Here is a 25,844-nt window from a genome sequence, read left to right as displayed (position 1 = left end):
CTATACTTAAAGGATTATGCCGTGATAGTTAGGAAAGTAAATCATTAAATAGGAAGATGAAAATGATTCATCTTAAGCATTAGATAAAAACCCATACATAAAGTAAGGGTTTTTATAGTGGCATTTATCAATTTGTTAGGTTAATTGATAAAGCTTTGTCTGGCAGGCAGTGGCTTCAGGGCAACTTTTACAGCTACCCGTAAGACACTCCTCGACATCTACTTCTTGAAGCTTACCCATCAATGTGAGCCGTTCTAACATTGCTTGTACCAACGGTTCAGGCATATTGAGTTGATGGCTGATAAGACGGGCATCGGCTCGACCATTAAGAGCGATACAATCACGTACTTCTATCAAACTGGCCATCTTACCTTTCCTTTGTCACTCAGTGACAACTACCTTTTGAACAACATTGTTTAGCCAATGAAGGCTTATTGCTTAAGTTAATTGTTAGACGACTACGAGCATTACGCAACAAGATAAATAGAATTAAGTTAAAGATCACCACGGCAGCAATGGTTATGCCACTACTTTGCGGATGCTCACTAAAGGTTGCGACTTGATAGAACAGCGCTGACAATGAGTAAGCAATATTTAATCCCCAAAGAATAGAGAAGGTCATCCAGCCACGGCTTGTTTCACGAGCAATAGCACCCATTACTGAAACACAAGGGACATACAGTAAAACAAAGATTAAATAGCTGTATGCAGCAATGCCAGAGCCAAATTTAGCACCCATGGTACCCATAGTGCCGGTATCCATTTCACCATCACCTTTACTTGCTTCAATTGGGTTAGAAAGTGCAGCTAGGGTAAAGGTCTCTTTTAAGCTATCCCACGTTTCACCAAAGGCGTCACCAATTTCACCCCAAAGATCGAATTCTTCAGGATCAAAAGGCTCGTTCACAATGCTTTCCGCGGTATAAAGGGTATTTAATGTTCCCACAACCACTTCTTTTGCCATCGCCCCTGTTACTAAGCCTACCGTTGCTTGCCAGTTATCGTTATGAACACCAATAGGTTGTAATAATGGTGTGATCACTTTACTGACCGATGCCAATGCAGAGTCATTGATGTTATCGGCAGGTTTACCTGAGAAGGTAAAGCTATTTAATGCACCGATAAACATACTGGCAATAATGATGACTTTACCTGCACGTACCACGAAACCTTTTAGACGTTGCCATGTTTGCATAAGTAACGTTTTTAGGTGAGGAATGTGATAAACAGGCAGTTCCATCACGAAAGGTGAGGCTTCACCACGCATAATGGTGTGTTTTAGCAGTAAGCCTGTGAGGATAGCAACCACAATACCTAGAAGATAAAGTGAGAAAACAACACTGGCACCGTTTTTACCGAAGAAGGCTGCCGCAAATACCGCAAAGATAGCTAAACGAGCACCACAAGACATAAATGGTGCCATTAATACTGTGATTAATCGTTCTCTTGGAGCATCGAGGGTACGCGCACCCATAATGGATGGCACGTTACAACCAAAGCCGACAATCAGCGGTACGAATGATTTACCCGGCAGACCCAAAGCCTGCATCAATCTATCCATAACAAATGCGGCGCGAGCCATATAACCTGAATCTTCAAGGATGGATAAGAAGAGGTACATCATCCCGATTTGTGGCACGAGTGGAAGAACAGTATTGATACCACCACCGACACCTTGTGCAAGGAAAATGGTTAACCATTCTGGGAAGTTAAAAGTTGCACCAATCCATTGAATACCATGGATAAAGATGGCTTCAGAACCTCCCTCAAAAGCAGGTTGTAATGCACCACCAATGTTAATCGCCAAAACGAACATTAAATACATGACAAACAGGAAGATAGGTACACCTAACCAACGGTTTAATATCACTTTATCGATATTTTGTGTCAGGATGTTTGGCTTAATGGATTCCATATTAATCACAGTATGACAGATGCGCTCAATATTTTGATAACGGGCATCCGCAATGACTAATTCTGGTTCATTATTGTGCTCATCTTGAATTCGCTGACGAATTGCTTTGATATCTTCGGTGGTAACTTGAGCACGTTGATGGGTATAAATATCCCCTTCCAAACACTGTAATGCCATCCAACGGCGTTGCTGTAAATTAAATTCATCATGATTAATTTTTTCAGCGAGTGCCTCGACTTCATTAAGTAACCATAATGGGTAAGACGTTAGTAGTTCTTGTGGTTTTTTCTTTTCAGCAGGGAAAGTATCAATCGCTTCTTTGAGCTTATCCATTCCTGATGCTTTAGTTGAAACCATTGGAATAACAGGGCAACCCAGTTGTTCAGACAACGCTTCGATATCAATTTGCATATCTTGATGTTCTGCAATATCGAGCATGTTTAATGCCACAATGCAGGGAATGCCTAACTCAAGAAGTTGTAATGTCAAATAAAGGTTACGTTCAAGATTAGAGGCATCAACAACGTTAATCAGCATGTCTGCTTCATTACTTAAAATGAAATGACAGGCAATTTGCTCATCAAGTGATGTCTGTTCTGAGATTGTCGTTAAAGAGTAAGTGCCGGGTAAATCGACGAGCTCAATTTTATGATTTGTCGTTGTGAAACGACCAACTTTGCGTTCGACCGTCACACCCGCCCAGTTACCTACGCGCTGGCGAGAGCCTGTTAACTGATTAAAAAGTGTCGTTTTACCAGCATTGGGGTTGCCGATAAGGCCTATAGTGAGAGGAGTCATAATAGTGGTGCCAATAGTTGTCTTGCCTGGTTGAATGAGAAATAACGATTATTTTTCGTTATGAACCACTTCGCTAAGGTTGATAAGTGCGAGATCTTTTTTTCTCAAAATGAGGGATACTCGGTGCGTTTCTATTTGAATAGGATCACCCAGTGGTGCGATACGAATAACGTTAAACACAGCGCCAGGCAACATACCTAAAGATAATAATTTTTGCCTGTATGCAGGGCTAATCTGAGGTGAGTAGCTCAAGATTTTATAACTGTGATTTGGGATCAGTGACATAAATCGTTCTTCCACGAATATTGATACAAAAAATAATGATACTGATAATTATTAACGTATATAAAAATTCACATAATAAGAGTCAGGATAATTATAATAAATATTTTTAATGCTAATGAGAATTATAATTATCTTTATTGGGTATAATTTAGCCTACTCTACACTTATCCACTCTTGATTTAAATCAACCAGAGAAAAGATATTGGGAGGAAATCAGACTGTTTTCTCTATCTGTTACTAGACAAAAACAAAATGTGAAGAGTTGAGATGTCAATGTAGCAACAAAATAACAATCAATTAATAATATTAACTGGTCACCAGATGAAAGTAGATTTTACTGAAATTAAAAAACGGGTTTCTCATCATAATTAAATAAGAAACCCGCATTAAGGGCGTGAGATTGTTAGCTAATTAGTGAGTTTGCTGGTGGCTAAAAAGCTGGTAAATATTGTTAGGGGTATAACTATCATCTTCGAATGAAACGACCCAATCAGTAATTAAATCTATATTGATGGGATAAATTTCACCTTCTTGCATCTCTCTAACATAAAATGGCACGTTGAGTAATTTGGCATAAACAGTGTCACCATCACGAGACTGTGGCACAAACCACATATGTTCAAGCTCTTTTTCTTCCTCTTCACCATAAGGAATACCGAATTTGATCATAAATTGCCAAGGATTTTCGGTCTCTTCGGGTTTTTCTTTACCTAATAATTTCGAAAGAAAACCGTTCTTTTTTTCGACGGGTGGTTGATTGTAGTTATCAAACATAGAAACAAAGTATTCCCAGCGTCGTTTGGCTTTTTCAGACATTTCATAGGTTTCTTCATTGCTACGTAGTAGCATCATGGCTTGCTGCTCTTCATAACCTTTAAAGAAGGTTTCTAAAACAGGATTTTCTTCATTGGTTCTAAATAGCATAGATGAAGGGTGTTGGTGATACTCGTCACGATCGGCTAGATCACCTAAGAAAACGCCGTTTGGTGCGCCTTCAGTGTCGTAACGCATCTCTTCTAAAGGTCTAAGGTTTTCGAGAGGTGTTGATTGATTAATATGGCGGATACCTTCTTCAAAAGGTAAGGCAACAAGATACTCTAAACCTGATGATGTTTGCCCACAAAGCATTGGTTCACCAAATTCGATTTGGCGATGATTAATACTGTTGTTAACAAAGCAGCGGAAGAGATCAGGGATACCATAGTAAGATTCAAGCATACTTGGAATAACTAAATCGACTTCTGTTAAGCCACAGCGTGCGAGCCCATGTGTATGGAACCAAAACATTGTTGGTGGATCGTTTTCTGTATCATAAACTGCGTGAATAACATATAAGCTTTCTACTTCGGGATAGAGATCGGGGGTTTCTAATTGAAAGCGGAGCCACTCTGGTGATAAGGCTTTACCTGCTGCTGATTCATCTAATGCTAAAACCATTTCAGGAGCAATAATATTTAGAAAATTTAGTTGATGGCGGTAACTTGCTAAGGGATGCAACGCCTCAGTAAATAGTGTTTCTAATAATAAATCTTGAGTTGTGGCATTTGCGTGCGCTAATAATTGCGGGGTAAGTTCATCTGTTGAATACATTGGGCGTATTTCATAATTTTCATCTCTAGGGTAAAGACAGACAAAAAAATGCAATTCATTATCGCCATGTTGGCAACGATAGAAAAAACCATCATCAATATTTTCACTCAGATAATTGATTTCACCATCAGTATAATCCGTCTGCTCTTCTAGGCGTTGCTCAATAAGTGCATAGTTTAGTGGCTGTGCAGGAAAAGCCACTATACGAGAGGGCACTTTTTCTCCTTGCCCGGCTGCGATATCTAAGTACTGCTGTCTGTTATCCATATTTCTTATCACTCGTATATTTATATTAAAGATGGAAAAATAGAATATCAGGGATGATAAGAGAGGAATAGGCGGAGTTATCTGAGCTTGATAGGTTTGTTTATGTCATCACAAGAAAAGGGTATTTTCAAACATAAATCAAATATGAAAAAACAGATCATATGTAAAAATTAATGGATATCAATAAATTATTGATATCCATTAGATGTAAGATAATCAAAGAAAATGATTAGCCTTTTGATTATTTACCTTTCAGTAATTGCATGATGTCTTCAGTTTTTTCTTCATCGTCATCATCTTCAAACTCAATACCAAGTTCAACCATTAATTCGTCAATGCGATCAAGGGTTTTCTCAGTATAAGCCTGTTCTTCAGCATTAAGTTTTTCACCATTTTCAAGGCGAGACAGTAATTCATCTAAACGAGCATCGTTTTCTAACAAGTCTAATTCTTGTTCAGGTGTTAAACGAACCGGCTCTGGTTTGATAGGCGCGGGTTTTTTCTTCGTCACTTTAGGTGCATCACCGACAATCAGAGGGATTGGTTTTTTACTACCAATACGTGGATCTTTCGGTGCTGTATTTTTAGTTTGGTTTTTATTTTCCATTTCCTGCTGACGGTTACCAGCAGGATTGCCGCGGTGTTTCTTTTGACGTTTGCGTTCACGTCCTTCCGCGTTCAGCTCTTCACGTGTTTTTTTACGTGTTTTTGCTGCGGGCTTTCTTTTAATCATATTCATAATGGTAACTCGGTAGTGATCTTCTTGGTTGCGCAATCTATCAGAAACAAATTTTCAATAAAAGCGCAAATTTAAGACAATTTAATTTTTGCTCACGTACAATGTGCGGTTCATTTCACTATACTTTACTGTGTTGTGACATTCTTTAATAACAAAATTAAATTTATCAACTTAACGTTCTATTTATTATGACATTATCATCTGCGCAATTGCGTAAACCGGTATATTGGTGGGTTATTGGCTATGCGGCACTGTGGATCTTAGTCAGCTATCTTTTTGACCCTACGGTGCCTTATGATGCCGTAGAAGCGGTCAATTGGGGCACCAATGGAGGTTGGGGTTCCCCTAAAAATCCTTGGTTTGTTGGCTTTATAATATCACCTGCTATTTATGGCGGTGTCGATTTTAGCTTTTATTGGTATTTTATCCACTTTATTGTGATTGCCATTGGGTTATTAGGTGTCTGGAATTTAGCTTATAAATTGACACGCAACACTAATCTTGCATGGTTTGCCATGTTAGGGCTTAATTTATCTGGCATTATTAACTTCGATATTATCCCTTATAACGATAACTATATTCTAGTCGGTTGCTGGGCTTGGGCTCTTTATTTTTTCCTCTGTGCAATCAATGACAATCAAAAATATTGGATTGGCTTTGCTATTGTTATGGGTATTGCCACAATGGGGAAATACTCATCACTAGCTTTTATGGGTTCTGTCTTCTTATTAAGCCTATTTGTACCTAAAGTACGAGTGAGCTATCGTTCTCCTTATTTTTATTTGGCGATTGCGATTTGGTTTGCTTTTGTTATCCCTAATTTTATTTGGTTATGGCAAACCGACTTTGCCGCGTTTAAATGGGTTGATTCTCAAATAGAGAGCCGTTTTAATTTGCGTACAACGCGTGCTGCACTGACGGTTTTTTATCCTATTATCTTGATGTGGGCAATATTACGTCTTTATGGTGGTCGATTAAGTTGGTCTGCATCTCCAGATAGCCAATTATTGAATTTTATTTTGTTATTCCCATTAGCAATTATTTTTACTTGGTTTAGCTTTCATGAAGGTGGCCGTATTACGGAGTGGTTACAGCCATTTATGTCGATAGCGACTGCACTTTTTGTGGGTTCAATTAGTGTCATGCCTAAGCGTTCATTGCGTGGTGTATTGTACGGTTTAGGTGTGTTTGGCATGTTGGTTGTTTCTGGCTATACCGTCGTACAAGCAGCTAATGTGCGTAATGCGGGTCAAAAATTTATTGGTATCAAAACATTTGTGCAAGAGGTTGAACAAGCTTGGCATCAACATTATCACACCCCGTTAGCGTATGTGGGTGGTGAATATATGCATGAATGGGTAACTTTTTATGGTAAAGATAGGCCTCTATCTTCACAGCCTTGGATATTAGAAGAAAATGTGCAACCACCTAATATCTATAATCGGCATATCACGCTTCAACAATTAGAAGAGAAAGGCGTCGTATTGATCAGCGAAGTGGGCTATTACTGTGAAAAAGCCTCTTTTGATAAAGGATTAAAATACTGGCCAAGTTTAAAAATAGTTGATACTCAAGAGATAATGTTTCGTTCTGAGCCAAATGCTATTGCAGAGCCCGTTTGTATTGCATTTGTAGCTCCAAGGACTCATAAGGAAAAGTAGAAATGCGTTACGCTGATATTCAGGTTGAAACACCAAGATTGATTTTACGTCCCTTTAAAATGGGAGACGCTGAAAATTGGTTTAATATTATGAGTTCACCTGAAGTCACTCGCTACTGGAGCCATCTTCCTTGGCAATCACTGCAAGAAGCGCAAGAAGATATCATTCAAGATATTACGCATATGGAAAGAAAAGAGTATCTGCGCTTAGCGGTCATAGAGAAAGAGACAAATACACTAATGGGAATGTGTGTTTTCTTTAATCATTATCCTAGCTCCCGACGAGGCGAAATAGGGTATTGCCTTGATACACCATATCAAGGGAAAGGGATCATGAAGGAAGCCATGGTTGCCTTTATCACGTACCTACAAACACATTTATCTGTTCGTCGTTTAGAAGCGGATATTCATCCGAATAATAAAGCATCAGCTGCTTTATTAGCGAAGTTAGGTTTTGAACAGGAAGGATATCTTAAACAGCGTTGGATAGTGGGTGATGAGGTTTCTGATTCTATTGTTTTTGGTTTGTTGTTGCCCACAAAAGCAGAGTAATTGCAGAAAATAGAAAGGCACAAGTGGCATATAACACTTGTGCTTTTAGCTACTTAGCCAAAAAATAGGCTTGATTTTTTAAGCTTAAAGCTTGGTTTACTGCAAAAATATCACCACGTATTTCTGGAATACCAAACGATTTTAACCGAGCACTATGTTTCTCTAAATAAGCTTGAGCATTTTCTTTTGAATCAAAAAGATAAATCCCACCTGCTTTTTGGGTTTCTTTATTTTCAGTCCAAATTTTCCAAATAAAGCCAGGCTCTTGATTGATTGATGCAGATAATGCATCCATAGCTTGTGTCATTCCATCTCCGAAAGGACCATGATAAGGGAAATCTACTTGTAAAAGTACGTGCATAATCACCTCTTTTCTTATAAAAAACGGCACGTTATTGGTGCCGTTTTATCTGTATCATGATGATCTTAATTTATTGAATATTAGAATAAAGAATTCAAATCAATCACATGAGTATCAATCAGCAATATTTTTAAAATAAATAGTAGTGAAACAATCACAACACATAGATTAATTTCTTTCCAGCGGAAAGTACCCACTTTCATAACACAATAAGCAATAAAGCCTAGTGCGATACCTTCTGTAATTGAGAAGCTAAATGGCATCATGACTGCGGTGATAAAAGCAGGAACAGATTCTGTTAAATCATCCCATTTCACGCGTGTAAGGCTGGATGTCATTAATACACCCACATAAATCAGTGCACCTGCTGTCGCATAGCTTGGCACCATACCTGCTAGTGGTGATAAGAAGATAGCGAGTAAGAACAAAATACCGACGACAACTGCAGTTAAACCTGTGCGACCGCCAACAGAAACACCAGAAGTACTTTCGATAAAGGCGGTTACGGAAGATGTTCCCATTGCAGAGCCTGCAACAGAACTTAAGCTATCGACGTATAACGCTTGTTTCATTCGTGGAAACTTACCTTTGTCATCAGTTAAACCTGCTTTATCAGTAACACCGATTAATGTGCCTGAAGAGTCAAATAGGTTCACCAACATAAAAGCAAAGATCACGCCAGAAAGACCGATATCTAAGGCGCCCATAATATCAACTTTACCAACAACGGTGGTGATAGAAGGAGGAACAGCGAAGATACCTTGATATTGAACATCACCTAAAAGAAGGCCAATTACAGTGGTGATAACAATTGAGATAAGAATAGCGGCATGAATATTACGAGCAGCAAGAATAGCGATAATAAAAAAGCCTAACGCACCTAATAATACGTTATGAGAAGCAAAATTACCGATAGTAACGATAGTGTCATTATTAGGAATAATAATACCGGAGTTTTTTAAGCCCATCATGGCGATAAAAAGACCGATACCGCTAGTAATACCAACACGTAAGCTCAGTGGAATATGGGCAATTATCCAGTAGCGAATACGAAAGAGAGTCAGTAAAAATAGCCCTACTGCACCCCAAAAGATCGCACCCATAGCGACTTCCCATGAGTAACCCATAGCACCAACGACGACGAAGGCAAAGAATGCGTTTAAGCCCATCGCAGGTGCAACGGCAATAGGTAAATTTGCCACTAATCCCATTAAAATACTGCCGAAAGCCGCAATTAAGCAGGTCGTCACGAAGACGGCTTTGATATCCATATTGGCAGCAGCAAGAATTTGAGGGTTAACGAAGATAATATAAACCATCGTTAAGAAAGTCGTGATACCCGCAATCAGTTCGGTGCGAGCGTTTGTGCCGTGTTCTTGTAGCTTAAACAGGCGTTGGAGCAAACCCTGTGATCCAGAATTTGGTGATGACATGCTCATAGACAAAAGATCCCAAAAAAAATGTTTTTCGCTTTATCCTACACAAATAAAACAATAACTGCACCTAAAAAAGTAATCGATTGCGTAGAGCGCTACAGCGAAGGCATTAAAAATAGATGGAGATATTTAATAAACTAAGTGTAGTTTAGTGCTAATAATTGTATGACGTCAAAATGGCACATTTTATTTACTTTGTTAAAATTTGATCATATTATTTTGCTTGAAAAGTGAGCTGTTTTGAAGTTTTACTAGTTTTATAAATAACAGCTATTCAATAAGTTTTAATAAAGAGGTGGAGGAATTATGCCTACTTTATCAAATGAAAGGATCACAACACGTATTAGCCCCGAAATGAAAATTTTGTTAGAAAAGGCTTTATCATTATCAGGTTATACGAGTTTAAATAGTTTTATTGTACAAGCAGCTATTGCTGAAGCTAAACGGCTAATCGAGCAAGACATGCGTATTAAACTTTGTCAGGAAGACGCTTTAGATTTTATTAATGCATTGGAAAAACCAATCGAAATAAATGATCGCTTCCTTCGTGCCGCGCGCAAGCATAAGGAAACAATTCTTGATGAAAATAAGTCCTCTGAATAGAAAAATACATGATAGAACATCTTTTGATTGTGGCGATAAAACACTTAATAACTACTTGAAAGCAATATCCAATCAACATCATGAAAAAGATTTAGCACGTACTTTTGTATTAACAAGTGAAATCGAGCCTACAAAAATTAAAGGATTTTATTCATTAGCATTGTGTACTATCGATTTAGATGAATTACCGCAAGAAATCGGGAAAAAATATCCCAAAGAGCTCTATTGCGTATTAATCGGGCGGTTAGCAATTAGTCAGCAGTATCAACGCCAAGGTTTAGGATCTATTTTATTAGTTGATGCTGTAAGAAAAGCAATAAATTCATCTGGTAATATTCCGATACCCATGATTATCGTAGATGCAAAGCATGATATTGCAAAAAGTATGTATCAAGGATTAGGTTTTTCTTCATTTAGCCAAAATGAATATCGTTTATTTATGACTATGGCGAATGCTAAAGCGGTAATCAGTCTAGTTGATAATGAATAAATCAATTATAAAGAGACTAACTTATTTTATTAAAACAATAAGTTAGTCTCTTTTGTTTATCCCATTTCTTTCTTAACAAATGATTGTTGTTTAAACGGCAACACTATCTGCCAAAAAGGGCGCTTTTCTTTTTGTGTGGAAAATAATTTCGCTACTCTATTGGCAATAATTTCCAATGAAAAACAGAGAATAAAATAGATAAAAGCAACGAATAGAAAAACTTCCATTGGATAAACCATACTGCGGTTATTAACTTGGGTCGCTAAGAATGAAAGTTCACCTACACCCACCACATAAGCTAATGAAGTATCTTTAATTAAGGCTATCCACTGATTAATAAACGAAGGCACCATCATGCGTAATGCTTGTGGTAATACGATATACCACAACACTTGCCAGCGATTAAAGCCTAACGATAATCCTGCCTGCCATTGCCCTTTTCCAATCGCTAAAATACCGGCTTTAACGCCATGCGCAATATAAGACGATGTAATTAAAGCCAATGCACAAATTACGGTGGTGATTTCAGGTATTTCCATTCCTAATACTACGGGCAATAAAAAATAGACCCAAAATATCAACATAATGACAGGAATAGCGCGGAAAAAGCCTAAAAAAGCTGCGAAAAGGTTAACCCAGATACCTCTGAGCATAGCCAAAGCAATGCCACCTAATGTACCCAAAATAATTGATGCAATACCTGCAATGATACTGATAAAGACGGTCAGGGCTGCACCTTCTAAAGGTCCATCAGGATAAGCACCAAAGAGTAAGTACTGCCAGTTATCAGCAATAACAGTAAAATCCATCTTAATATCCTTGTGCTAATTTACGTTGCTGATGCCATTGACCCCAAGCTTCCATCAATGCGATTGCTGCAATATAGAGAACCGTTGCAACACCAAAGGCTTCAAAGGTACGTAAAGACTCTGTTTCGACTTGTCTTGATGCGTAAGAAAGCTCTGCAACACCAATAGCCATAGTTAGTGATGAGTTTTTTATCACATTCATGTATTGACCCAGCAAAGGGGGCAGAGCAATACGAAAGGCTTGAGGTAGGATCACATAACGCATAGATTGCCATTGTGTTAAACCTAATGCCAAAGAAGCATATTTTTGCCCTTGTTTAACACCTTGAATACCAGCTCTTAGCTCTTCGGCAATAAATGGTGTTGAATAAAATGTCAGACCTACAATACCCGCTAAAAACTCAAAAGAAGGCCAAGAAAGCGTTACACCTAAAAATGCAATCTCATGAGATGTGTTTAACCATAACATGGCGCTTTGTGGCAGAATTTCTCCAGATGCGAAATACCAAAAAAATAGCTGTACTAACAGTGGAGTATTACGAAATAGCGATGTATAAGCCGTGGCTAACCAGCGTAATGGTGCAAAAGTGCTGTCTCTTGCAGCACTAAGGGCAAAGCTCATTAATGTTGCAATGACAATAGTCCAAAAAGAGATAAGCAAGGTGATTAAAAAACCACTCCAAAGCCAACTTAAATAATGTGGCTCAAGAAGGTAATGTGATAGAAATTGCTCAAACATATAATAGGCCTATTGTAGACACCAAACCCCGCAAAGGCGGGGTAGGTGTTTTAATAAAGGAATAACTTTATTTTGATGAAAGAAGAAAGTTATTACGCTTTAAAGATCAAGATTGTGGTGTTTGCTCTGATAGTGGGGCAAATTTAAAATCACCACGAGGTTGAGCTGATTTTGTTTCAGGGCCAAACCAACGATTGTAGATCTCGTCTGCTTTACCTTCCTTTTCCAATCTTAATAGGGTGTTATTGATTTCATTAATTAAACGCTCTTCACCTTTAGCTGCTGCAACTGCTTGGTATTCACGAGTGATACTAAATGATGACACTTCAAAATCTGCTTTTATGGCATCAGGAAGATTTGCTAATAAACCGACTAATTTTGCATCATCTTGTGTGATAGCTTGTACATTACCGTTACGTAATGCAGCGAAAGCCAGTGGTGTATCGTCATAAGAGATAACTTTGGTGTCGGGATAGCGTTCACGTAGCGTAATTTCTTGAACAGTACCTTTATCTGCACCAATACGTAGTGAGTGAATTTGTTCTGGGTTAGTTAAAACCCCTTTACGTGCAATAAATTTTTGTCCGGTTGCAAAGTAAGGAACAGAGAAGTCAACTTGCTTAGCGCGTTCGTCGGTAATGGTGAAGTTAGCTGCGATTAAATCGACTTTCTTAGAGCTTAACAGTGGGATACGGTTTGCTGGGTTTGTTGGACGCAGTTCCAGTTTTACACCTAGATCTTTGGCTATTTCATTGGCGATATCCGCATCATAACCTGCGAGCTTTTTGGTTTGAGGATCAATAAACCCAAAAGGAGGATTGCTGTCAAAAATCGCGATACGTACTACACCTGCTTTTTTTATATCATCAAGTTTATCTGCTTTTGCAATACCAGAGAAAAGCACAGAGCCTGCAATTAATGCGGTTGCCAAAACACGTAGTTTCATTATTCACCCCAAAGAAAAGAATTATCATCGTTATGTTGGATATCACGCTATCAAGTTGATCTAAGTTCATAAAATAATAAAAATTGATATGGATATACTTTTAAGGAATAAGGTGAGAAAAAGCGTTGAGCTAACATGGTATTAAATTTATGAGGGAATAAAAAAACAGCGACATAATTATCGCTGTTTGTAAGAAAAGAGAAGAAGAGAGAAATTTATTTGGTGGTATTGTTACCATCACTTTTTGTTAGCATTTTTTCTACTTGGTCGCCCCCTAAATGGCGGAAATCATGACCTTTTACGTAATAGAAAATAAACTCACAAATATTCTGACAACGGTCGCCAATGCGTTCAATAGAACGAGCACAAAATAAGGCGGTTAACACACTGGGAATAGTGCGAGGATCTTCCATCATATAAGTCATTAATTGACGAACGATACCTTCATATTCGTTATCAATTTTGGCGTCTTCACGATAGATACGCACTGCTTCATCCAAGTCCATACGCGCAAAGGCATCAAGAACATCGTGAAGCATTTGTATCGCATGTTGGCCTAAAGATTCTAAACTGACTAATAATGGCTGATGTTGATGTGAAAACTTTTCAAGTGCTGTTTTACAGATTTTTTCAGCAACATCACCAATACGTTCTAGCTCAGCGATCGTTTTTGATATCGCCATAATTAAACGTAAGTCACTCGCTGTTGGCTGGCGTTTAGCAATAATTCGCATACACGCATCATCAATGGCAACTTCCATCATATTGACGTTATGATCACCTTGAATAACTTCATTTGCCAGTGCTTGGTCTTGATTGTGCATTGCCATAATGGCTTTTTTCAGTTGTTCTTCAACAAGCCCACCCATAACCATCAGCTCAGTACGGATATGCTCTAACTCAGCATTAAATTGACCAGAAATATGCTTATTGTGATTTAAATTATCCATTTATTGCCTCGTTATCAGCCATAACGCCCAGTGATATAATCTTCAGTTTGTTTTTTCGCAGGACGCGTAAATAACGTATCCGTATCGCTAAATTCAATTAACTCGCCTAAATACATAAATGCAGTGTAATCAGAACAACGTGCTGCTTGTTGCATGTTATGTGTCACGATAACCACGGTATATTCTGATTTGAGCTCGCTGATAAGTTCTTCAATACGACCTGTAGAGATTGGATCAAGTGCTGAACAAGGCTCATCAAGCAATAATACTTCAGGGCGAATAGCGATACCGCGTGCAATACATAAACGCTGTTGCTGACCGCCTGATAAACTATATCCACTCTGATGTAATTTATCTTTGGTTTCGTTCCATAATGCGGCTTTTGTTAAAGCCCATTGAACACGTTCGTCCATATCAGCGCGAGATAACTTTTCGAATAAGCGTACACCAAAAGCGATATTGTCATAAATTGACATCGGGAAAGGAGTTGGTTTTTGGAACACCATACCGACTTTTGCACGTAATAGCGCGATATCTTGCTTATCAGTCAAGATGTTGTTGCCATCAAGCAGAATTTCGCCTTCTGCACGCTGTTCGCCATAAAGCTCATACATTTTATTAAAAGTACGCAGTAAGGTGGATTTACCACAGCCAGAAGGTCCGATAAAGGCGGTCACCTTATTTTTGGCAATATCTAAAGAGATATTTTTCAGCGCATGGAATTTACCGTAATAGAAGTTCAAGTCACGAACTTGGATTTTATTTCCTGCGTTATCATTAGCCATAATCATTCAACGTTCTCTCTTGCTTAACTTTCTGCGTTAACCGTGCTTGCGTTTAGCAAACAGCACGCGCGCGATAATATTGATAAATAGAACACAGAGGGTGATAAGTAATACGCCAGCCCAGGCAAGCTCTTGCCACTGTGCAAAAGGACTCATGGCGAACTTAAAGATAGTCACAGGTAAGTTAGCTATCGGTTCGTTTAAGTCTGTGCTCCAGAATTGGTTCGATAGTGAAGTAAATAACAGTGGTGCCGTTTCACCTGCAATACGTGCAATCGCTAATAACACACCTGTAATAATGCCTGATACCGAGGCTTTTAAGGTGATTTTAGAGATCATCTTCCACTTTGGTGTTCCTAATGCATAAGCAGCTTCGCGTAAACTATCAGGCACTAACTTCAACATATTTTCAGTGGTACGAATAACGATAGGAATTTGCAGTAAGGCAAGAGCAATAATACCTGCCCATCCTGAAAAGTGCTGCATCTGTGCGACCACAATGGTGTAGACAAAGAGCCCGACAACAATTGATGGCGCTGACAGCAAAATATCGTTAATAAAGCGGGTGGTTTCAGCAAGCCATGAGCGACGGCCATATTCTGCAAGATAAATCCCTGCAAGAATACCTAATGGTGTGCCAATCACTGTGGCCCAAAGAATGAGTAATCCACTACCGACAATGGCGTTCGCCAATCCACCACCATCAGTATTTGGCGGCGGTGTCATTTCGGTGAAAAGCGCAAGGGACATGCCATCAACGCCTTTTGTGATTGTTGAGAATAAAATCCACGTTAACCAGAAAAGACCAAATGCCATAGTAGATACAGATAAAAACAGTGCGATACGGTTTTTTTGACGACGCCAAAGTTGGCGTTTATGACGTACTTGCAGTTCGCTCTCTGTTTGAACTTGTAATGAAGAAGGGGATGTTTTAGACATATTAACGCGCTCCTTCATTCTTAGATAAACGTAATGTCATAAACTTAGAAATCGCAAGTACGATAAAGGTGATGACAAACAGGATAAGCCCTAATTCCATTAATGCCGCAGTATGTAATCCCGTTTCAGCTTCAGCAAACTCATTGGCTAATGCAGACGTGATACTGTTACCTGGCATAAATAGCGAGGCAGAATCTAATTGGTAGGTGTTACCGATGATAAAGGTCACCGCCATGGTTTCACCTAAGGCTCGACCTAATCCCAACATAACGCCACCGATGACACCGTTACGGGTATAAGGTAGAACGATATTCCAAATCACTTCCCATGTTGTACAGCCAATACCGTAGGCAGATTCCTTCATCATGACAGGCGTCTGTTCAAACACATCACGCATCACAGAGGCGATATAAGGAATGATCATGATAGCGAGGATAACCCCCGCTGCTAAGATACCAATACCAAAAGCAGGGCCTGAGAAAAGCTCACCAACGATAGGAATAGAAGAAAGCACATTGCCTACCGGCTCTTGGAAATAGGTTGCAAACAGTGGTGCGAAGACAAACAGTCCCCACATACCATAAACAATACTTGGGATAGCCGCGAGTAACTCAATTGCAATACCTAATGGGCGTTTTAGCCAATTAGGTGCTAATTCAGTGAGGAAAAGGGCAATACCAAAACTGACAGGAACAGCAATAACCAGTGCGATGATTGACGTTACAATGGTGCCGTAAATAGGCACTAATGCACCAAATTCCTGTGCTGGTGGGTCCCACTCTTTTGTCCATAAGAATGAAAGGCCAAACTGCTGAATACTTGGCCATGAGGCAAAAATCAGTGAAACAATGATACCTGTTAAAAGCAAAAGCGTAATCAACGCAGCTAGACGGACTAGTGCGCTGAAAATAACGTCCCCTCGTTTACTAGGGGCCTTTATTACCGTTGTGTGCTCGGCCATAAAGCCTCTTTTAATTTATTACCCCCTGTTAGCAGGGGGTGAACGTTAACTTATCTCTTAATGGTTACCGGTTTTATTAGTAAATCGGTTTGCCATTACTGTCTTTAATACTTGTTTTCCATGCAGCACGAATTTGTTCTACAACTTCTGCAGGTAATACTGCGTAATCTAGATTTTTCGCTTCTTGATTACCTTTGTCATAAGCCCAGTTGAAGAAATTCAGCACTTCTTTACCTTTTTCTGCATTTTGTTGTTTTTGATGCACTAAGATAAAGGTGGTTGAAGTAATCGGCCATGCGTTTTCACCTTTCTGATTAGTCAGGTCTTGTGCAAAGCTTTTGCTCCAATCAATTTTTCTTGCTGCGGCACTAAAGCTGTCTGCTGTTGGTGTGATTGCTTCGCCATCAGCTGTGACTAATTTAGTATAAGCAAGGTTGTTTTGTTTCGCGTAAGCATATTCAACATAACCAATTGAACCTGGTACACGTTGAACGAATGCAGCGATGCCATCATTTCCTTTACCACCTAAGCCTGTTGGCCATTTAACGGTAGAGCCCGCGCCTACTTCATCTTTCCATGCGCTATTTACTTTTGATAAGTAGCTAGTGAAAACGAAAGAAGTTCCAGAACCATCAGCACGACGAATAACCGCGATATTCTGGTCTGGTAATTTTACGCCTGGATTGAGTTTTGTGATGGCAGGGTCATTCCATTTTTGGATCTTGCCTAGATAGATATTACCGATAGTGTCGCCATCTAAGGTCAGTTCACCTGATTTGATACCAGGAATATTGACCGCCATAACAACGCCACCAATCACGGTTGGGAATTGAAATAAACCGTCAGCTTGTAACTTGTCATCCGCTAATGGAGCATCTGAAGCACCAAAATCAACGGTATTTGCAATAATCTGTTTTACACCACCAGAGGAGCCAATGCCTTGGTAGTTAATTTTGTTACCCGTTTCTTTCTGATAGGAATCTGCCCATTTAGCATAAACTGGGGCAGGGAACGTTGCGCCAGCACCAGTCAGCGAGGTCGTTGCCTGTGCAGAAAGAGCGGTCATTGAAAACGCAGCGGCAATGACACTAGTCAGGGTGGTACGCATCAGTTTCATAATCCCTCCTGTGGGATAGGTAGAATAATTTTCGACATCTATCAACTTCGGTTACGGTACGCACAGACAATAGGTCAGTTAGATGACAATTAAATGTCTTAATTGTGACAGTTTTATGACAAAGTAAAAAAATGATGAAATATTTAGAGGGAGAAGAAAAGATAGAGCAAAAGTAGCGGAATAAAAAAGGGTTTTATCAGAAAGAAAAATTAATCATCCTCATCATCACGCTCTTTTAATGGAAAATTAGCACGGATAAGTAATCCACCTTTAACGCTATCATCAAGTTCAACATAACCACCGTGAGCATCCATAATACGGCGAATAATGGATAACCCTAAACCTGCACCTGTTGAGCTACGCGCTTGTTCACCTTGAACAAAAGGTTGGAAAAGACGTTGTCGGTCTTCTTGTGGAATACCAGGGCCGTCATCTTCGACTTGAAACCATGCATATTCTTCATTTTTTCCACTTGAAACACTTATCCAGCCATGGCCATAGCGGGTCGCATTTACAATCATATTGGCAAGTGCTCGTTTCACAGCGATAGGATTAGCCGTAATATTAATGGGTTCAGGATGAAGATGATCTTCACTTATTTTACCTGAATTAGATTCAGCCGAAATCACTTCTTGTAATAGATTATTCATATCGCACAGTTCTAAAGACATTTCTTTACCTGTGCGCATATAGTCTAGAAACTGGCCAATAATGGCATCGCAATCTTCAATATCTTTATTGATAGAGTCAGCAAGATAGCTATCCTCTGGGCTCATCATTTCAGTGGCAAGGCGAATACGGGTAAGAGGTGTACGCAAGTCATGACTGACACCAGCCATAACGAGTGTTCTATCATTATCTAATGAACGAATACCCGATGACATCTGATTAAATGCGCGAATGATTGATCGCATTTCAGAGGAGCCAGATTCAGGAATAGGTGGTGGAATAACCCCTTTACCGATACGACGTGCAGCATATTCTACTTCATTGAGTGGGCGATTTTGAAAACGGTTATATAGCCAAAAAAAAGCGACAACGATGATAATAAAAATAATCGCTTGTCGATAAACTGGCAGTAGGAAATTTTGCCCTAACTCAGTGAGAGGAACGCGGATCCAAAGAGAGGGGGAAATATGTGTATTAACCCATAAAACAGGGTATTCCAGCGTGTTTTCAATCCAAATTTCAGTTTCGCCACCCAGATATTCAGACATCTGTTCACTTAAATCGTCATCGATTTTAGCCCAATAAAGTCCTTCCTCAAGCGCGCTCTCTTTATCAAAAAAAGAGATACCTAATTCGCTATAGATTTTATTGCGTAAAGCCGGGGAGATTTTGAGTGGAGTGCCATCAACTAAAATAAGTTCTTCAGGCATTAATGTGCGTATTTCATACGCTAAAACTTTATTAAATTGCTGAAGGCTTGGCCCAACAATAAGGTGCTGTACAACGATATAACTGGCTATCAAGCTAAAAAAAAGTAGCGAGATAACCAGAAATAACGAACGTGTCAGTTTATTGTGAGGGGAAAGCCTCAGCCTTCTCATTGAGCACTGGTTCCATCAGGAACAAAGACGTAACCAAGACCCCAAACCGTTTGAATATAGCGAGGATGTGTTGGGTCCTCTTCAATCATTCGGCGTAAACGAGAAATTTGAACGTCGATTGAACGTTCCATAGCACTGTATTCGCGACCACGAGCAAGGCTCATTAATTTGTCACGAGAAAGAGGCTCACGAGGGTGAGATACCAGTACTTTTAATACAGCAAATTCACCACTCGTTAGAGGCATATGCTCTTCTTCATGGAACATTTCGCGTGTACCAAGGTTTAGCTTGAATTTACCAAAGGAGATAATGGCATTATCTTGTGAAGGAGCACCCGGCAATTCGTTCGCTTGACGGCGAAGTACTGCGCGAATGCGAGCCAGTAATTCTCTTGGATTAAATGGTTTTGAGATGTAATCATCAGCACCAATTTCAAGCCCAACAATTCTATCAACCTCTTCCCCTTTTGCTGTAACCATAATAATAGGGATAGGGTTGTTTTGGCTTCTTAAGCGACGGCAAATGGATAAGCCATCTTCACCTGGAAGCATTAAGTCGAGCACGATAAGGTGGATAGATTCGCGAGTGAGCAGACGATCCATTTGATCAGCGTTTGCAGCAGTACGGATTTGAAAACCCTGCTCTGTCAAATAGCGCTCTAATAGTGAACGTAGACGTAAATCATCATCCACGATTAGCACTTTATAACTTTCTTGCATTTTTTTAAGCTCCCGAAGTGCAAATGCTTTTGTTAGCGAATTCTATCATCGTTAAGAATATTAAACCAAAACCAAAGAATAAATGTTAATAATTTATAGATAAAACTTGTTCTTTAGTGATAATAAAGGTAATAAATCTATATATTTGTCTTATTCCGAATGATATTTGATAGATAATACGCAGTAATTAACTTCACCACCTGGTGTTTGCACACTAATTTCATCATCAACTTGTTTACCAATGAGAGCTCGGGCAACAGGAGAATCTATAGAAATCCACTGTTTTGCCGGATCAAACTCATCAGGCCCCACAAGTCTGAAAGTTTTGACATTTTCGTCATCATCTTCAAGCGTGACCCAAGCACCAAAATAAACTTTTCCTTCTTGGCGAGGATCGGGATCAACAATTTTTAGCTCATCAAGACGTTTTGATAAAAAGCGAACACGTCTGTCAATTTCACGTAACCGCTTCTTTCCATAAATATATTCAGCATTTTCTGAACGGTCACCTTGTGCCGCTGCCTCTGAAACTGATTGTGTGACACGAGGACGTTCTTCTTTCCAAAGATATTTTAGCTCTTTGTCTAAGGCATACCAGCCATCACGAGTAATATAGTTACTTTTTGCCATTACGAATTAAAACTATCATCAACATTGAATTTCATAAAGATACTATAGCGTGAATGATAAATTAATCTGTTATTTTCCTCATAATTGTCGAGTGTAATCGGAAATTTGCCAAATTTTTTTAGTGTGGCGTGTGTATAATAGCCCTCTTTAAAATTATTCCTCTCGGTAGGTAAATATATTATGAATGAATCATTAAGCCGAATTATTGCAGAAGAGCTCACGGTTAAGCCTCAGCAAGTCCTTTCGGCCATAACGTTACTGGATGAAGGGAATACGGTGCCATTTGTTGCCCGTTACCGTAAAGAGGTCACTGGTGGGTTAGATGATACGCAACTACGTCAGTTAGAAACTCGCCTTAGTTATTTACGAGAACTCAATGATCGCCGCCAAACCATTTTAAAATCAATTGAAGAACAAGGAAAATTAACACCTGAGTTACGTTCTTCAATTAATGAAACGCAAAGTAAAACAGAGCTTGAAGATCTTTATCTTCCTTATAAGCCTAAACGCCGTACTCGTGGGCAAATCGCCATTGAAAATGGGTTAGAGCCCTTAGCAGACTTGTTGTGGAATGAGCCACAAAATAACCCAGAAGATGCAGCAACCGCTTATATCAACGCAGAAAAAGGCGTGAATGATACTAAAGCCGCTTTAGATGGTGCGCGTTATATTTTAATGGAGCGTTTTTCTGAAGATGCTGGATTATTGGCGAAAGTTCGTCAATATTTATGGAAAAATGCACATCTTGTTTCCAAAGTAGTGGAAGGAAAAGAAGCCGAAGGTGCGAAGTTTAGTGATTATTTTGACAGTCATGAGCCGATTGCCAATGTTCCTTCTCACCGTGCGTTAGCCATGTTTCGTGGTCGTAATGAAGGTATTTTACAATTATCACTTAATCCTGAGCCGCAATTTGAAGAAGCACCTAAAGAAAGCTACGGTGAACAACTTATCACAGAGCATTTAGGATTACGCTTAAACAACCAACCAGCAGATAGCTGGCGCAAAGCGGTTGTAAGCTGGACTTGGCGTATTAAAGTTTTAATGCATATTGAAACAGAATTGATGAGCCAATTACGAGAAAAGGCGGAAGAAGAAGCTATTAATGTTTTTGCTCGAAACCTAAATGATTTACTGATGGCGGCACCTGCGGGTATGCGAGCCACTATGGGGCTTGATCCTGGTTTACGTACCGGTGTGAAAGTTGCCGTTGTAGATAGCACTGGTAAGTTAATTGCAACCGATACGATTTATCCACATACAGGCCAAGCTGATAAAGCGGCTGCCAGTGTCGCGGAGTTATGTATTAAGCATAATGTTGAACTGGTGGCGATTGGTAATGGTACTGCTTCTCGTGAAACCGAACGCTTTTTTGCTGAAACAGTAAAACGTTACCCAGACGTCAAAGCACAAAAGGTAATTGTGAGCGAGGCGGGAGCGTCCGTATATTCCGCATCAGAGCTTGCTGCTAATGAGTTTCCTGATTTGGATGTGTCTATTCGTGGTGCGGTATCTATCGCTCGCCGTTTACAAGATCCGTTGGCTGAGCTTGTAAAAATTGATCCTAAATCAATTGGTGTTGGCCAATATCAGCATGATGTTAGCCAAACATTATTAGCCAGAAAACTTGATACTGTTGTTGAAGACTGTGTGAATGGTGTTGGTGTGGATTTAAATACAGCGTCAGTACCATTATTAACGCGAGTTGCGGGGCTTAGCCAATCTATCGCTCAAAATATTATTAATTGGCGTGATGAGAACGGCCGCTTTATTGATAGAAAACAGTTACTCAAAGTCGCACGCTTAGGGCCAAAAGCCTTTGAGCAATGTGCAGGATTCTTGCGTATTCGTGATGGTAAAAATCCGCTGGATGCGTCAACAGTTCACCCAGAAGCGTATCCAGTTGTTGAAAATATCCTGCAATCTACGCAGCAAAAGATTGACGATTTAATGGGAAATAGCGCTTTGATCTCACAGGTTGATGCAAGAGCGTTTATCACAGAGCAATTTGGTCTACCAACAATTAATGACATTTTAAAGGAGTTAGCAAAACCAGGGCGCGACCCTCGTCCTGAGTTTAAAACTGCGACTTTTGCTGAAGGTGTCGAAACAATGAATGACTTAGTTAGTGGCATGATCCTTGAAGGAACCGTGACTAATGTGACTAATTTCGGTGCATTCGTTGATATCGGTGTACACCAAGATGGCTTGGTTCATATCTCCTCTTTAGCTGACCGATTTATTGATGATCCGCATACTGTGGTAAAAACAGGTGATATTGTTAAAGTCAAAGTTCTTGAAGTTGATTTAGCTCGTAAGCGTATTGCATTAACTATGCGTTTAGATGAAGTTGCTGGTGATAGTGAAAATAGACAATCATCACCGAGTAATAGTAATAATCACCCTAGAAATAATAAAGGGCAGAAGCCAGCTCGTAATAACCGTCAATCAACAAATAGCGGTAATAATGCGGGAAATAGTGCAATGGGTGACGCGTTAGCCGCTGCATTTGGAAAAAAACGCTAATAACATATTTATGGTTATGGTGTTAATGAGCTAGGGGCTCTAACGTTGTTGAATGTGGTGTCATGAATATCGATGGCACCACATTTTTTATTTTGCCTTATTCAAGCTATTTTCTAATAACAAAACATTGATAAAGAAGAGCGCAAACTAAATATCCTCTCATTTACTTTTCATTTTTGCTCGGTTTAGTTTTAATCTGACTTAAGCGATATTAAAAAAATAATAAATAAAGTATTCTCTATTTCATCTCTATATTTATTTATTATTGTTTTTATCATCTATCTTCTATTCTCCCCATCGCTGATTACCTTTATATTATAAATATGAGTTGATCGTCTTATAACCTTATTACTAATAAGGTTTTTAAGTGAACTTCTATGAGCTAAAACTGAAAACCATTTTTTCTGTTTATATCAACTCTATTTTAATTAATAGAATGAATATCTATGGATTTATTTCACCTTTATTAGGTTATTAATATGAATTTAAATAAATTATCACTTGGCTTGATTTTAGTTTCTGCAACATTACTTGCAGGGTGTGCTTCAGAGTCTTCACGCTCTTTAGATGTTGCTAAAGTCGCAACCTATAACACGACTTATACAGGGACAAAAAGCGCTATTTCAATTGGTAAGTTTGATAACCGTTCTAGTTATATGAATGGAATATTCTCTGATGGTGTTGATAGATTAGGTAACCAATCCAAAACTATTTTAATGACACATTTACAACAGACTGGGCGTTTTAATGTATTAGATAGAGCTAACTTATCTGAATTAAAAGAAGAAGCGGGTATTAAAGGCCAAAATCAGCAATTAAAAGGTGCAACCTATGTTATTACTGGTGATGTCACTGAATTTGGTCGTAAAGAAGTGGGTGATCGCCAATTATTTGGTATTTTAGGTCGCGGTAAAACTCAAGTTGCTTATGCCAAAGTGAATTTAAACGTTGTGAATGTAAACACATCAGAAGTGGTGTTCTCATCTCAAGGTGCAGGTGAATATGAACTTTCTAACCGTGAAATCATCGGGTTTGGTGGAACAGCAAGCTATGACTCAACCCTTAACGGTAAAGTGCTTGATCTCGCTATTCGTGAAGCGGTTAATAATTTAGTAGCTGGTATTGAGAGCAATGCTTGGCAGCCTTCGAAATAATGCTCATTTTATAAGGATATAACAATGTTAAAATCATTAATGAGCCTTGCTTTTGGCGCGCTATTATTAACAGGGTGCGCAAGTGGCCCTAAACCGCTTTATAACTGGGATAGCTATCAACAAGTGGTTTATCAACACTATCAACAAAGTGAAAGTGACCCTCAAGCACAGATTGATGCATTAAAGAAAAGTATTGAACTTTCCCGCGCTAAATCATTAGGTATTCCTCCAGGATTACATGCGCATTTAGGCATGTTATATGGTGCAACAGGTGCATTAGATTTAGCGATGGCTGAATTTAATGAGGAAAAAGCACTTTACCCTGAATCAGCAGAATTTATGGATCGCCTGATGAAAAACAAAGGAATGCAAAAATGAGTCGTTTATTTGCTTTAATGTGTTTTGCGTTTGCGTTGGTATTAACGGGTTGTGCTCAACCTGTCAAAACAGATTACACCGCCTTTAAACAAAGTAAGCCAAAAAGTATTTTAGTTTTAGTGCCACAAAACCACACAACAGAGGTTGGTGCGGGGCATAGTTTCTTATCTCAAGTGACGTATCCTTTGGCTGAAGCGGGCTATTATGTTTTCCCGGTTGCGGTTGTTGAAGAGACATTTAAGCAAAATGGTCTATCAATGGCTGGAGATATTCACGCAGTAAGTCCGAATAAATTGCGTGAAATCTTTGGTGCTGATGCGGTTTTATACTTAGATATCACTGAATTCGGCACGTCATACCAAGTTATTTCCAGCGATACACGAGTCACTGTTAGCGCTAAACTTGTTGATCTCCGTAATGGTGGTGTGTTGTGGAGCAGTTCTGCAACCGCATCAAGTACAGAGACAGAAAGTTCATCAAGCAGCTTAGTGGGAATGTTGGTTTCTGCTGTTGTGAATCAAATCGTTAATACCGTTTCTGATAAGAGTTATCAAATTGCAGGAATAACCAGTGTGCGGTTACTTTCAGCAGGTAAAGCAAATGGTATTTTATACGGCCCTCGCTCACCTAATTATGGTAAAGAAGCAAAATAATTTAATGCTATAAATTAACCATAATAAAGAAAAAGGCTCTGTTTTATGTGTTCATAATAAACAGAGCCTTTCTATTTGTTATTATCAAATAATAATAATTCTTATTAGCCATTAAAGGAATGCAGATATTTTAATCAAAGAAATTAGATTAATAATAAAGAAAATAAAATAGAGGATTATTTTTATTGAAAAGAGAAACCATCCTTGGTTGCTAGTCCGTTTCCTTCCATGGTTAATAATCCATAATTCGGGTATATAAAAGAGACTGATAAAATAAGAGAATGGTCAATTAGAA

The 25,844-nt window shown here is 39.0% G+C and carries 26 protein-coding genes; 8 read left to right on the top strand and 18 right to left on the bottom strand.

Annotated features, from left to right (window positions below; all coding sequences use genetic code 11):
* Window positions 1-135: 135 nt before the first annotated feature.
* The 5 genes from DK866_RS11395 to yihI all read right to left on the bottom strand — a co-directional run bounded on the left by DK866_RS11395 (window position 136) and on the right by yihI (window position 5,594).
* On the bottom strand, window positions 136-366 hold the full coding sequence (locus DK866_RS11395; protein ID WP_072068859.1) for a FeoC-like transcriptional regulator: 231 nt from the start codon (window positions 364-366) through the stop codon (window positions 136-138).
* 19 nt (window positions 367-385) lie between these two features.
* Window positions 386-2,713: a Fe(2+) transporter permease subunit FeoB gene (feoB, locus tag DK866_RS11390; protein WP_109408985.1), complete on the bottom strand. Its 2,328-nt coding sequence runs from the start codon at window positions 2,711-2,713 to the stop codon at window positions 386-388.
* Between the two features lie 48 nt (window positions 2,714-2,761).
* Window positions 2,762-2,998, bottom strand: a complete 237-nt coding sequence (gene feoA / locus DK866_RS11385) for a ferrous iron transporter A (protein ID WP_036914344.1) — start codon at window positions 2,996-2,998, stop codon at window positions 2,762-2,764.
* A gap of 411 nt (window positions 2,999-3,409) precedes the next feature.
* Window positions 3,410-4,855, bottom strand: a complete 1,446-nt coding sequence (locus tag DK866_RS11380; RefSeq protein WP_109408984.1) for a DUF4026 domain-containing protein — start codon at window positions 4,853-4,855, stop codon at window positions 3,410-3,412.
* 241 nt (window positions 4,856-5,096) lie between these two features.
* Entirely contained in the window at window positions 5,097-5,594 is a 498-nt protein-coding gene (gene yihI / locus DK866_RS11375; RefSeq protein ID WP_109408983.1) for a Der GTPase-activating protein YihI, read from the bottom strand.
* A 188-nt stretch (window positions 5,595-5,782) separates the two neighbouring features.
* On the opposite strand from yihI, the gene DK866_RS11370 reads away from it, so the two are divergent.
* Window positions 5,783-7,255: a glycosyltransferase family 39 protein gene (locus DK866_RS11370; protein ID WP_109408982.1), complete on the top strand. Its 1,473-nt coding sequence runs from the start codon at window positions 5,783-5,785 to the stop codon at window positions 7,253-7,255.
* Between the two features lie 2 nt (window positions 7,256-7,257).
* Window positions 7,258-7,806: a GNAT family N-acetyltransferase gene (locus DK866_RS11365; RefSeq protein ID WP_109408981.1), complete on the top strand. Its 549-nt coding sequence runs from the start codon at window positions 7,258-7,260 to the stop codon at window positions 7,804-7,806.
* A gap of 49 nt (window positions 7,807-7,855) precedes the next feature.
* Here DK866_RS11365 and DK866_RS11360 read toward each other — a convergent pair whose 3' ends face one another.
* Window positions 7,856-8,167: a monooxygenase gene (locus DK866_RS11360; RefSeq protein WP_109408980.1), complete on the bottom strand. Its 312-nt coding sequence runs from the start codon at window positions 8,165-8,167 to the stop codon at window positions 7,856-7,858.
* Between the two features lie 80 nt (window positions 8,168-8,247).
* Window positions 8,248-9,606 (bottom strand): NCS2 family permease, encoded by a 1,359-nt coding sequence (locus DK866_RS11355; protein ID WP_075671246.1) that lies wholly within the window; start codon window positions 9,604-9,606, stop codon window positions 8,248-8,250.
* Between the two features lie 303 nt (window positions 9,607-9,909).
* Here DK866_RS11355 and DK866_RS11350 point away from each other — a divergent pair, with 303 nt between their 5' ends.
* Together DK866_RS11350 and DK866_RS11345 are read left to right on the top strand one after the other, a co-directional pair.
* Window positions 9,910-10,206 carry a DUF1778 domain-containing protein gene (locus DK866_RS11350; protein WP_109408979.1) on the top strand — a complete coding sequence of 99 codons (297 nt, stop codon included), beginning with the start codon at window positions 9,910-9,912 and terminating at the stop codon, window positions 10,204-10,206.
* Window positions 10,184-10,696, top strand: a complete 513-nt coding sequence (locus DK866_RS11345; RefSeq protein ID WP_109408978.1) for a GNAT family N-acetyltransferase — start codon at window positions 10,184-10,186, stop codon at window positions 10,694-10,696. The genes DK866_RS11350 and DK866_RS11345 overlap by 23 nt, the downstream gene beginning before the upstream one ends.
* A gap of 56 nt (window positions 10,697-10,752) precedes the next feature.
* Here the strand turns inward: DK866_RS11345 and DK866_RS11340 are convergent, their stop codons facing one another.
* The 11 genes from DK866_RS11340 to greB all read right to left on the bottom strand — a co-directional run bounded on the left by DK866_RS11340 (window position 10,753) and on the right by greB (window position 20,841).
* Window positions 10,753-11,505, bottom strand: a complete 753-nt coding sequence (locus DK866_RS11340; protein ID WP_109408977.1) for an amino acid ABC transporter permease — start codon at window positions 11,503-11,505, stop codon at window positions 10,753-10,755.
* A 1-nt stretch (window position 11,506) separates the two neighbouring features.
* A complete protein-coding gene (locus tag DK866_RS11335) occupies window positions 11,507-12,244 on the bottom strand; it encodes an amino acid ABC transporter permease (RefSeq protein WP_109408976.1) in 738 nt (245 codons plus the stop codon).
* Window positions 12,245-12,350: 106 nt separating this feature from the next.
* On the bottom strand, window positions 12,351-13,190 hold the full coding sequence (locus DK866_RS11330; RefSeq protein ID WP_036933789.1) for an ABC transporter substrate-binding protein: 840 nt from the start codon (window positions 13,188-13,190) through the stop codon (window positions 12,351-12,353).
* Window positions 13,191-13,405: 215 nt separating this feature from the next.
* The gene (gene phoU / locus DK866_RS11325) at window positions 13,406-14,140 is read right to left on the bottom strand and encodes a phosphate signaling complex protein PhoU (protein ID WP_109408975.1); all 735 of its coding nucleotides are present in this window, start codon (window positions 14,138-14,140) and stop codon (window positions 13,406-13,408) included.
* A gap of 14 nt (window positions 14,141-14,154) precedes the next feature.
* Complete coding sequence (pstB, locus tag DK866_RS11320; RefSeq protein WP_006534565.1) at window positions 14,155-14,931, bottom strand: phosphate ABC transporter ATP-binding protein PstB; 777 nt, start codon at window positions 14,929-14,931, stop codon at window positions 14,155-14,157.
* Between the two features lie 30 nt (window positions 14,932-14,961).
* Window positions 14,962-15,864, bottom strand: coding sequence for a phosphate ABC transporter permease PstA (gene pstA, locus DK866_RS11315; RefSeq protein WP_109408974.1), 903 nt, complete (start codon window positions 15,862-15,864; stop codon window positions 14,962-14,964).
* A 1-nt stretch (window position 15,865) separates the two neighbouring features.
* Window positions 15,866-16,825, bottom strand: a complete 960-nt coding sequence (pstC, locus tag DK866_RS11310; protein ID WP_098941662.1) for a phosphate ABC transporter permease PstC — start codon at window positions 16,823-16,825, stop codon at window positions 15,866-15,868.
* Between the two features lie 76 nt (window positions 16,826-16,901).
* Window positions 16,902-17,942, bottom strand: coding sequence for a phosphate ABC transporter substrate-binding protein PstS (gene pstS, locus DK866_RS11305; protein WP_109408973.1), 1,041 nt, complete (start codon window positions 17,940-17,942; stop codon window positions 16,902-16,904).
* Between the two features lie 209 nt (window positions 17,943-18,151).
* Window positions 18,152-19,492 carry a two-component system sensor histidine kinase EnvZ gene (gene envZ, locus DK866_RS11300; RefSeq protein ID WP_109408972.1) on the bottom strand — a complete coding sequence of 447 codons (1,341 nt, stop codon included), beginning with the start codon at window positions 19,490-19,492 and terminating at the stop codon, window positions 18,152-18,154.
* Window positions 19,489-20,211, bottom strand: a complete 723-nt coding sequence (gene ompR / locus DK866_RS11295) for an osmolarity response regulator transcription factor OmpR (RefSeq protein ID WP_036933800.1) — start codon at window positions 20,209-20,211, stop codon at window positions 19,489-19,491. The genes envZ and ompR overlap by 4 nt, the downstream gene beginning before the upstream one ends.
* A gap of 150 nt (window positions 20,212-20,361) precedes the next feature.
* Window positions 20,362-20,841, bottom strand: a complete 480-nt coding sequence (greB, locus tag DK866_RS11290; protein WP_006534574.1) for a transcription elongation factor GreB — start codon at window positions 20,839-20,841, stop codon at window positions 20,362-20,364.
* 180 nt (window positions 20,842-21,021) lie between these two features.
* Between greB and DK866_RS11285 the strand changes: the two genes are divergently transcribed.
* The 4 genes from DK866_RS11285 to DK866_RS11270 all read left to right on the top strand — a co-directional run bounded on the left by DK866_RS11285 (window position 21,022) and on the right by DK866_RS11270 (window position 25,549).
* Window positions 21,022-23,364 carry a Tex family protein gene (locus DK866_RS11285; protein WP_109408971.1) on the top strand — a complete coding sequence of 781 codons (2,343 nt, stop codon included), beginning with the start codon at window positions 21,022-21,024 and terminating at the stop codon, window positions 23,362-23,364.
* 479 nt (window positions 23,365-23,843) lie between these two features.
* The gene (locus tag DK866_RS11280; RefSeq protein ID WP_109408970.1) at window positions 23,844-24,518 is read left to right on the top strand and encodes a CsgG/HfaB family protein; all 675 of its coding nucleotides are present in this window, start codon (window positions 23,844-23,846) and stop codon (window positions 24,516-24,518) included.
* An 18-nt stretch (window positions 24,519-24,536) separates the two neighbouring features.
* The gene (locus DK866_RS11275) at window positions 24,537-24,896 is read left to right on the top strand and encodes a DUF4810 domain-containing protein (RefSeq protein ID WP_409076896.1); all 360 of its coding nucleotides are present in this window, start codon (window positions 24,537-24,539) and stop codon (window positions 24,894-24,896) included.
* On the top strand, window positions 24,893-25,549 hold the full coding sequence (locus tag DK866_RS11270; RefSeq protein WP_109408968.1) for a DUF799 domain-containing protein: 657 nt from the start codon (window positions 24,893-24,895) through the stop codon (window positions 25,547-25,549). The genes DK866_RS11275 and DK866_RS11270 overlap by 4 nt, the downstream gene beginning before the upstream one ends.
* Window positions 25,550-25,844: the final 295 nt, after the last annotated feature.

Origin of the sequence: Proteus genomosp. 4 str. ATCC 51469, from assembly GCF_003144375.1 — a bacterium.
Taxonomy (GTDB): domain Bacteria; phylum Pseudomonadota; class Gammaproteobacteria; order Enterobacterales; family Enterobacteriaceae; genus Proteus.
This window is presented reverse-complemented; position numbering and strand designations above follow the sequence as displayed.

What these genes read in the sequence shown, in the direction of transcription:
- DK866_RS11395 (WP_072068859.1), bottom strand. Translation starts at nt 366, where the DNA reads ATGGCCAGTTTGATAGAAGTACGTGATTGTATCGCTCTTAATGGTCGA.
- feoB (WP_109408985.1), bottom strand. Translation starts at nt 2,713, where the DNA reads ATGACTCCTCTCACTATAGGCCTTATCGGCAACCCCAATGCTGGTAAA.
- feoA (WP_036914344.1), bottom strand. Translation starts at nt 2,998, where the DNA reads ATGTCACTGATCCCAAATCACAGTTATAAAATCTTGAGCTACTCACCT.
- DK866_RS11380 (WP_109408984.1), bottom strand. Translation starts at nt 4,855, where the DNA reads ATGGATAACAGACAGCAGTACTTAGATATCGCAGCCGGGCAAGGAGAA.
- yihI (WP_109408983.1), bottom strand. Translation starts at nt 5,594, where the DNA reads ATGAATATGATTAAAAGAAAGCCCGCAGCAAAAACACGTAAAAAAACA.
- DK866_RS11370 (WP_109408982.1), top strand. Translation starts at nt 5,783, where the DNA reads ATGACATTATCATCTGCGCAATTGCGTAAACCGGTATATTGGTGGGTT.
- DK866_RS11365 (WP_109408981.1), top strand. Translation starts at nt 7,258, where the DNA reads ATGCGTTACGCTGATATTCAGGTTGAAACACCAAGATTGATTTTACGT.
- DK866_RS11360 (WP_109408980.1), bottom strand. Translation starts at nt 8,167, where the DNA reads ATGCACGTACTTTTACAAGTAGATTTCCCTTATCATGGTCCTTTCGGA.
- DK866_RS11355 (WP_075671246.1), bottom strand. Translation starts at nt 9,606, where the DNA reads ATGAGCATGTCATCACCAAATTCTGGATCACAGGGTTTGCTCCAACGC.
- DK866_RS11350 (WP_109408979.1), top strand. Translation starts at nt 9,910, where the DNA reads ATGCCTACTTTATCAAATGAAAGGATCACAACACGTATTAGCCCCGAA.
- DK866_RS11345 (WP_109408978.1), top strand. Translation starts at nt 10,184, where the DNA reads ATGAAAATAAGTCCTCTGAATAGAAAAATACATGATAGAACATCTTTT.
- DK866_RS11340 (WP_109408977.1), bottom strand. Translation starts at nt 11,505, where the DNA reads ATGGATTTTACTGTTATTGCTGATAACTGGCAGTACTTACTCTTTGGT.
- DK866_RS11335 (WP_109408976.1), bottom strand. Translation starts at nt 12,244, where the DNA reads ATGTTTGAGCAATTTCTATCACATTACCTTCTTGAGCCACATTATTTA.
- DK866_RS11330 (WP_036933789.1), bottom strand. Translation starts at nt 13,190, where the DNA reads ATGAAACTACGTGTTTTGGCAACCGCATTAATTGCAGGCTCTGTGCTT.
- phoU (WP_109408975.1), bottom strand. Translation starts at nt 14,140, where the DNA reads ATGGATAATTTAAATCACAATAAGCATATTTCTGGTCAATTTAATGCT.
- pstB (WP_006534565.1), bottom strand. Translation starts at nt 14,931, where the DNA reads ATGATTATGGCTAATGATAACGCAGGAAATAAAATCCAAGTTCGTGAC.
- pstA (WP_109408974.1), bottom strand. Translation starts at nt 15,864, where the DNA reads ATGTCTAAAACATCCCCTTCTTCATTACAAGTTCAAACAGAGAGCGAA.
- pstC (WP_098941662.1), bottom strand. Translation starts at nt 16,825, where the DNA reads ATGGCCGAGCACACAACGGTAATAAAGGCCCCTAGTAAACGAGGGGAC.
- pstS (WP_109408973.1), bottom strand. Translation starts at nt 17,942, where the DNA reads ATGAAACTGATGCGTACCACCCTGACTAGTGTCATTGCCGCTGCGTTT.
- envZ (WP_109408972.1), bottom strand. Translation starts at nt 19,492, where the DNA reads ATGAGAAGGCTGAGGCTTTCCCCTCACAATAAACTGACACGTTCGTTA.
- ompR (WP_036933800.1), bottom strand. Translation starts at nt 20,211, where the DNA reads ATGCAAGAAAGTTATAAAGTGCTAATCGTGGATGATGATTTACGTCTA.
- greB (WP_006534574.1), bottom strand. Translation starts at nt 20,841, where the DNA reads ATGGCAAAAAGTAACTATATTACTCGTGATGGCTGGTATGCCTTAGAC.
- DK866_RS11285 (WP_109408971.1), top strand. Translation starts at nt 21,022, where the DNA reads ATGAATGAATCATTAAGCCGAATTATTGCAGAAGAGCTCACGGTTAAG.
- DK866_RS11280 (WP_109408970.1), top strand. Translation starts at nt 23,844, where the DNA reads ATGAATTTAAATAAATTATCACTTGGCTTGATTTTAGTTTCTGCAACA.
- DK866_RS11270 (WP_109408968.1), top strand. Translation starts at nt 24,893, where the DNA reads ATGAGTCGTTTATTTGCTTTAATGTGTTTTGCGTTTGCGTTGGTATTA.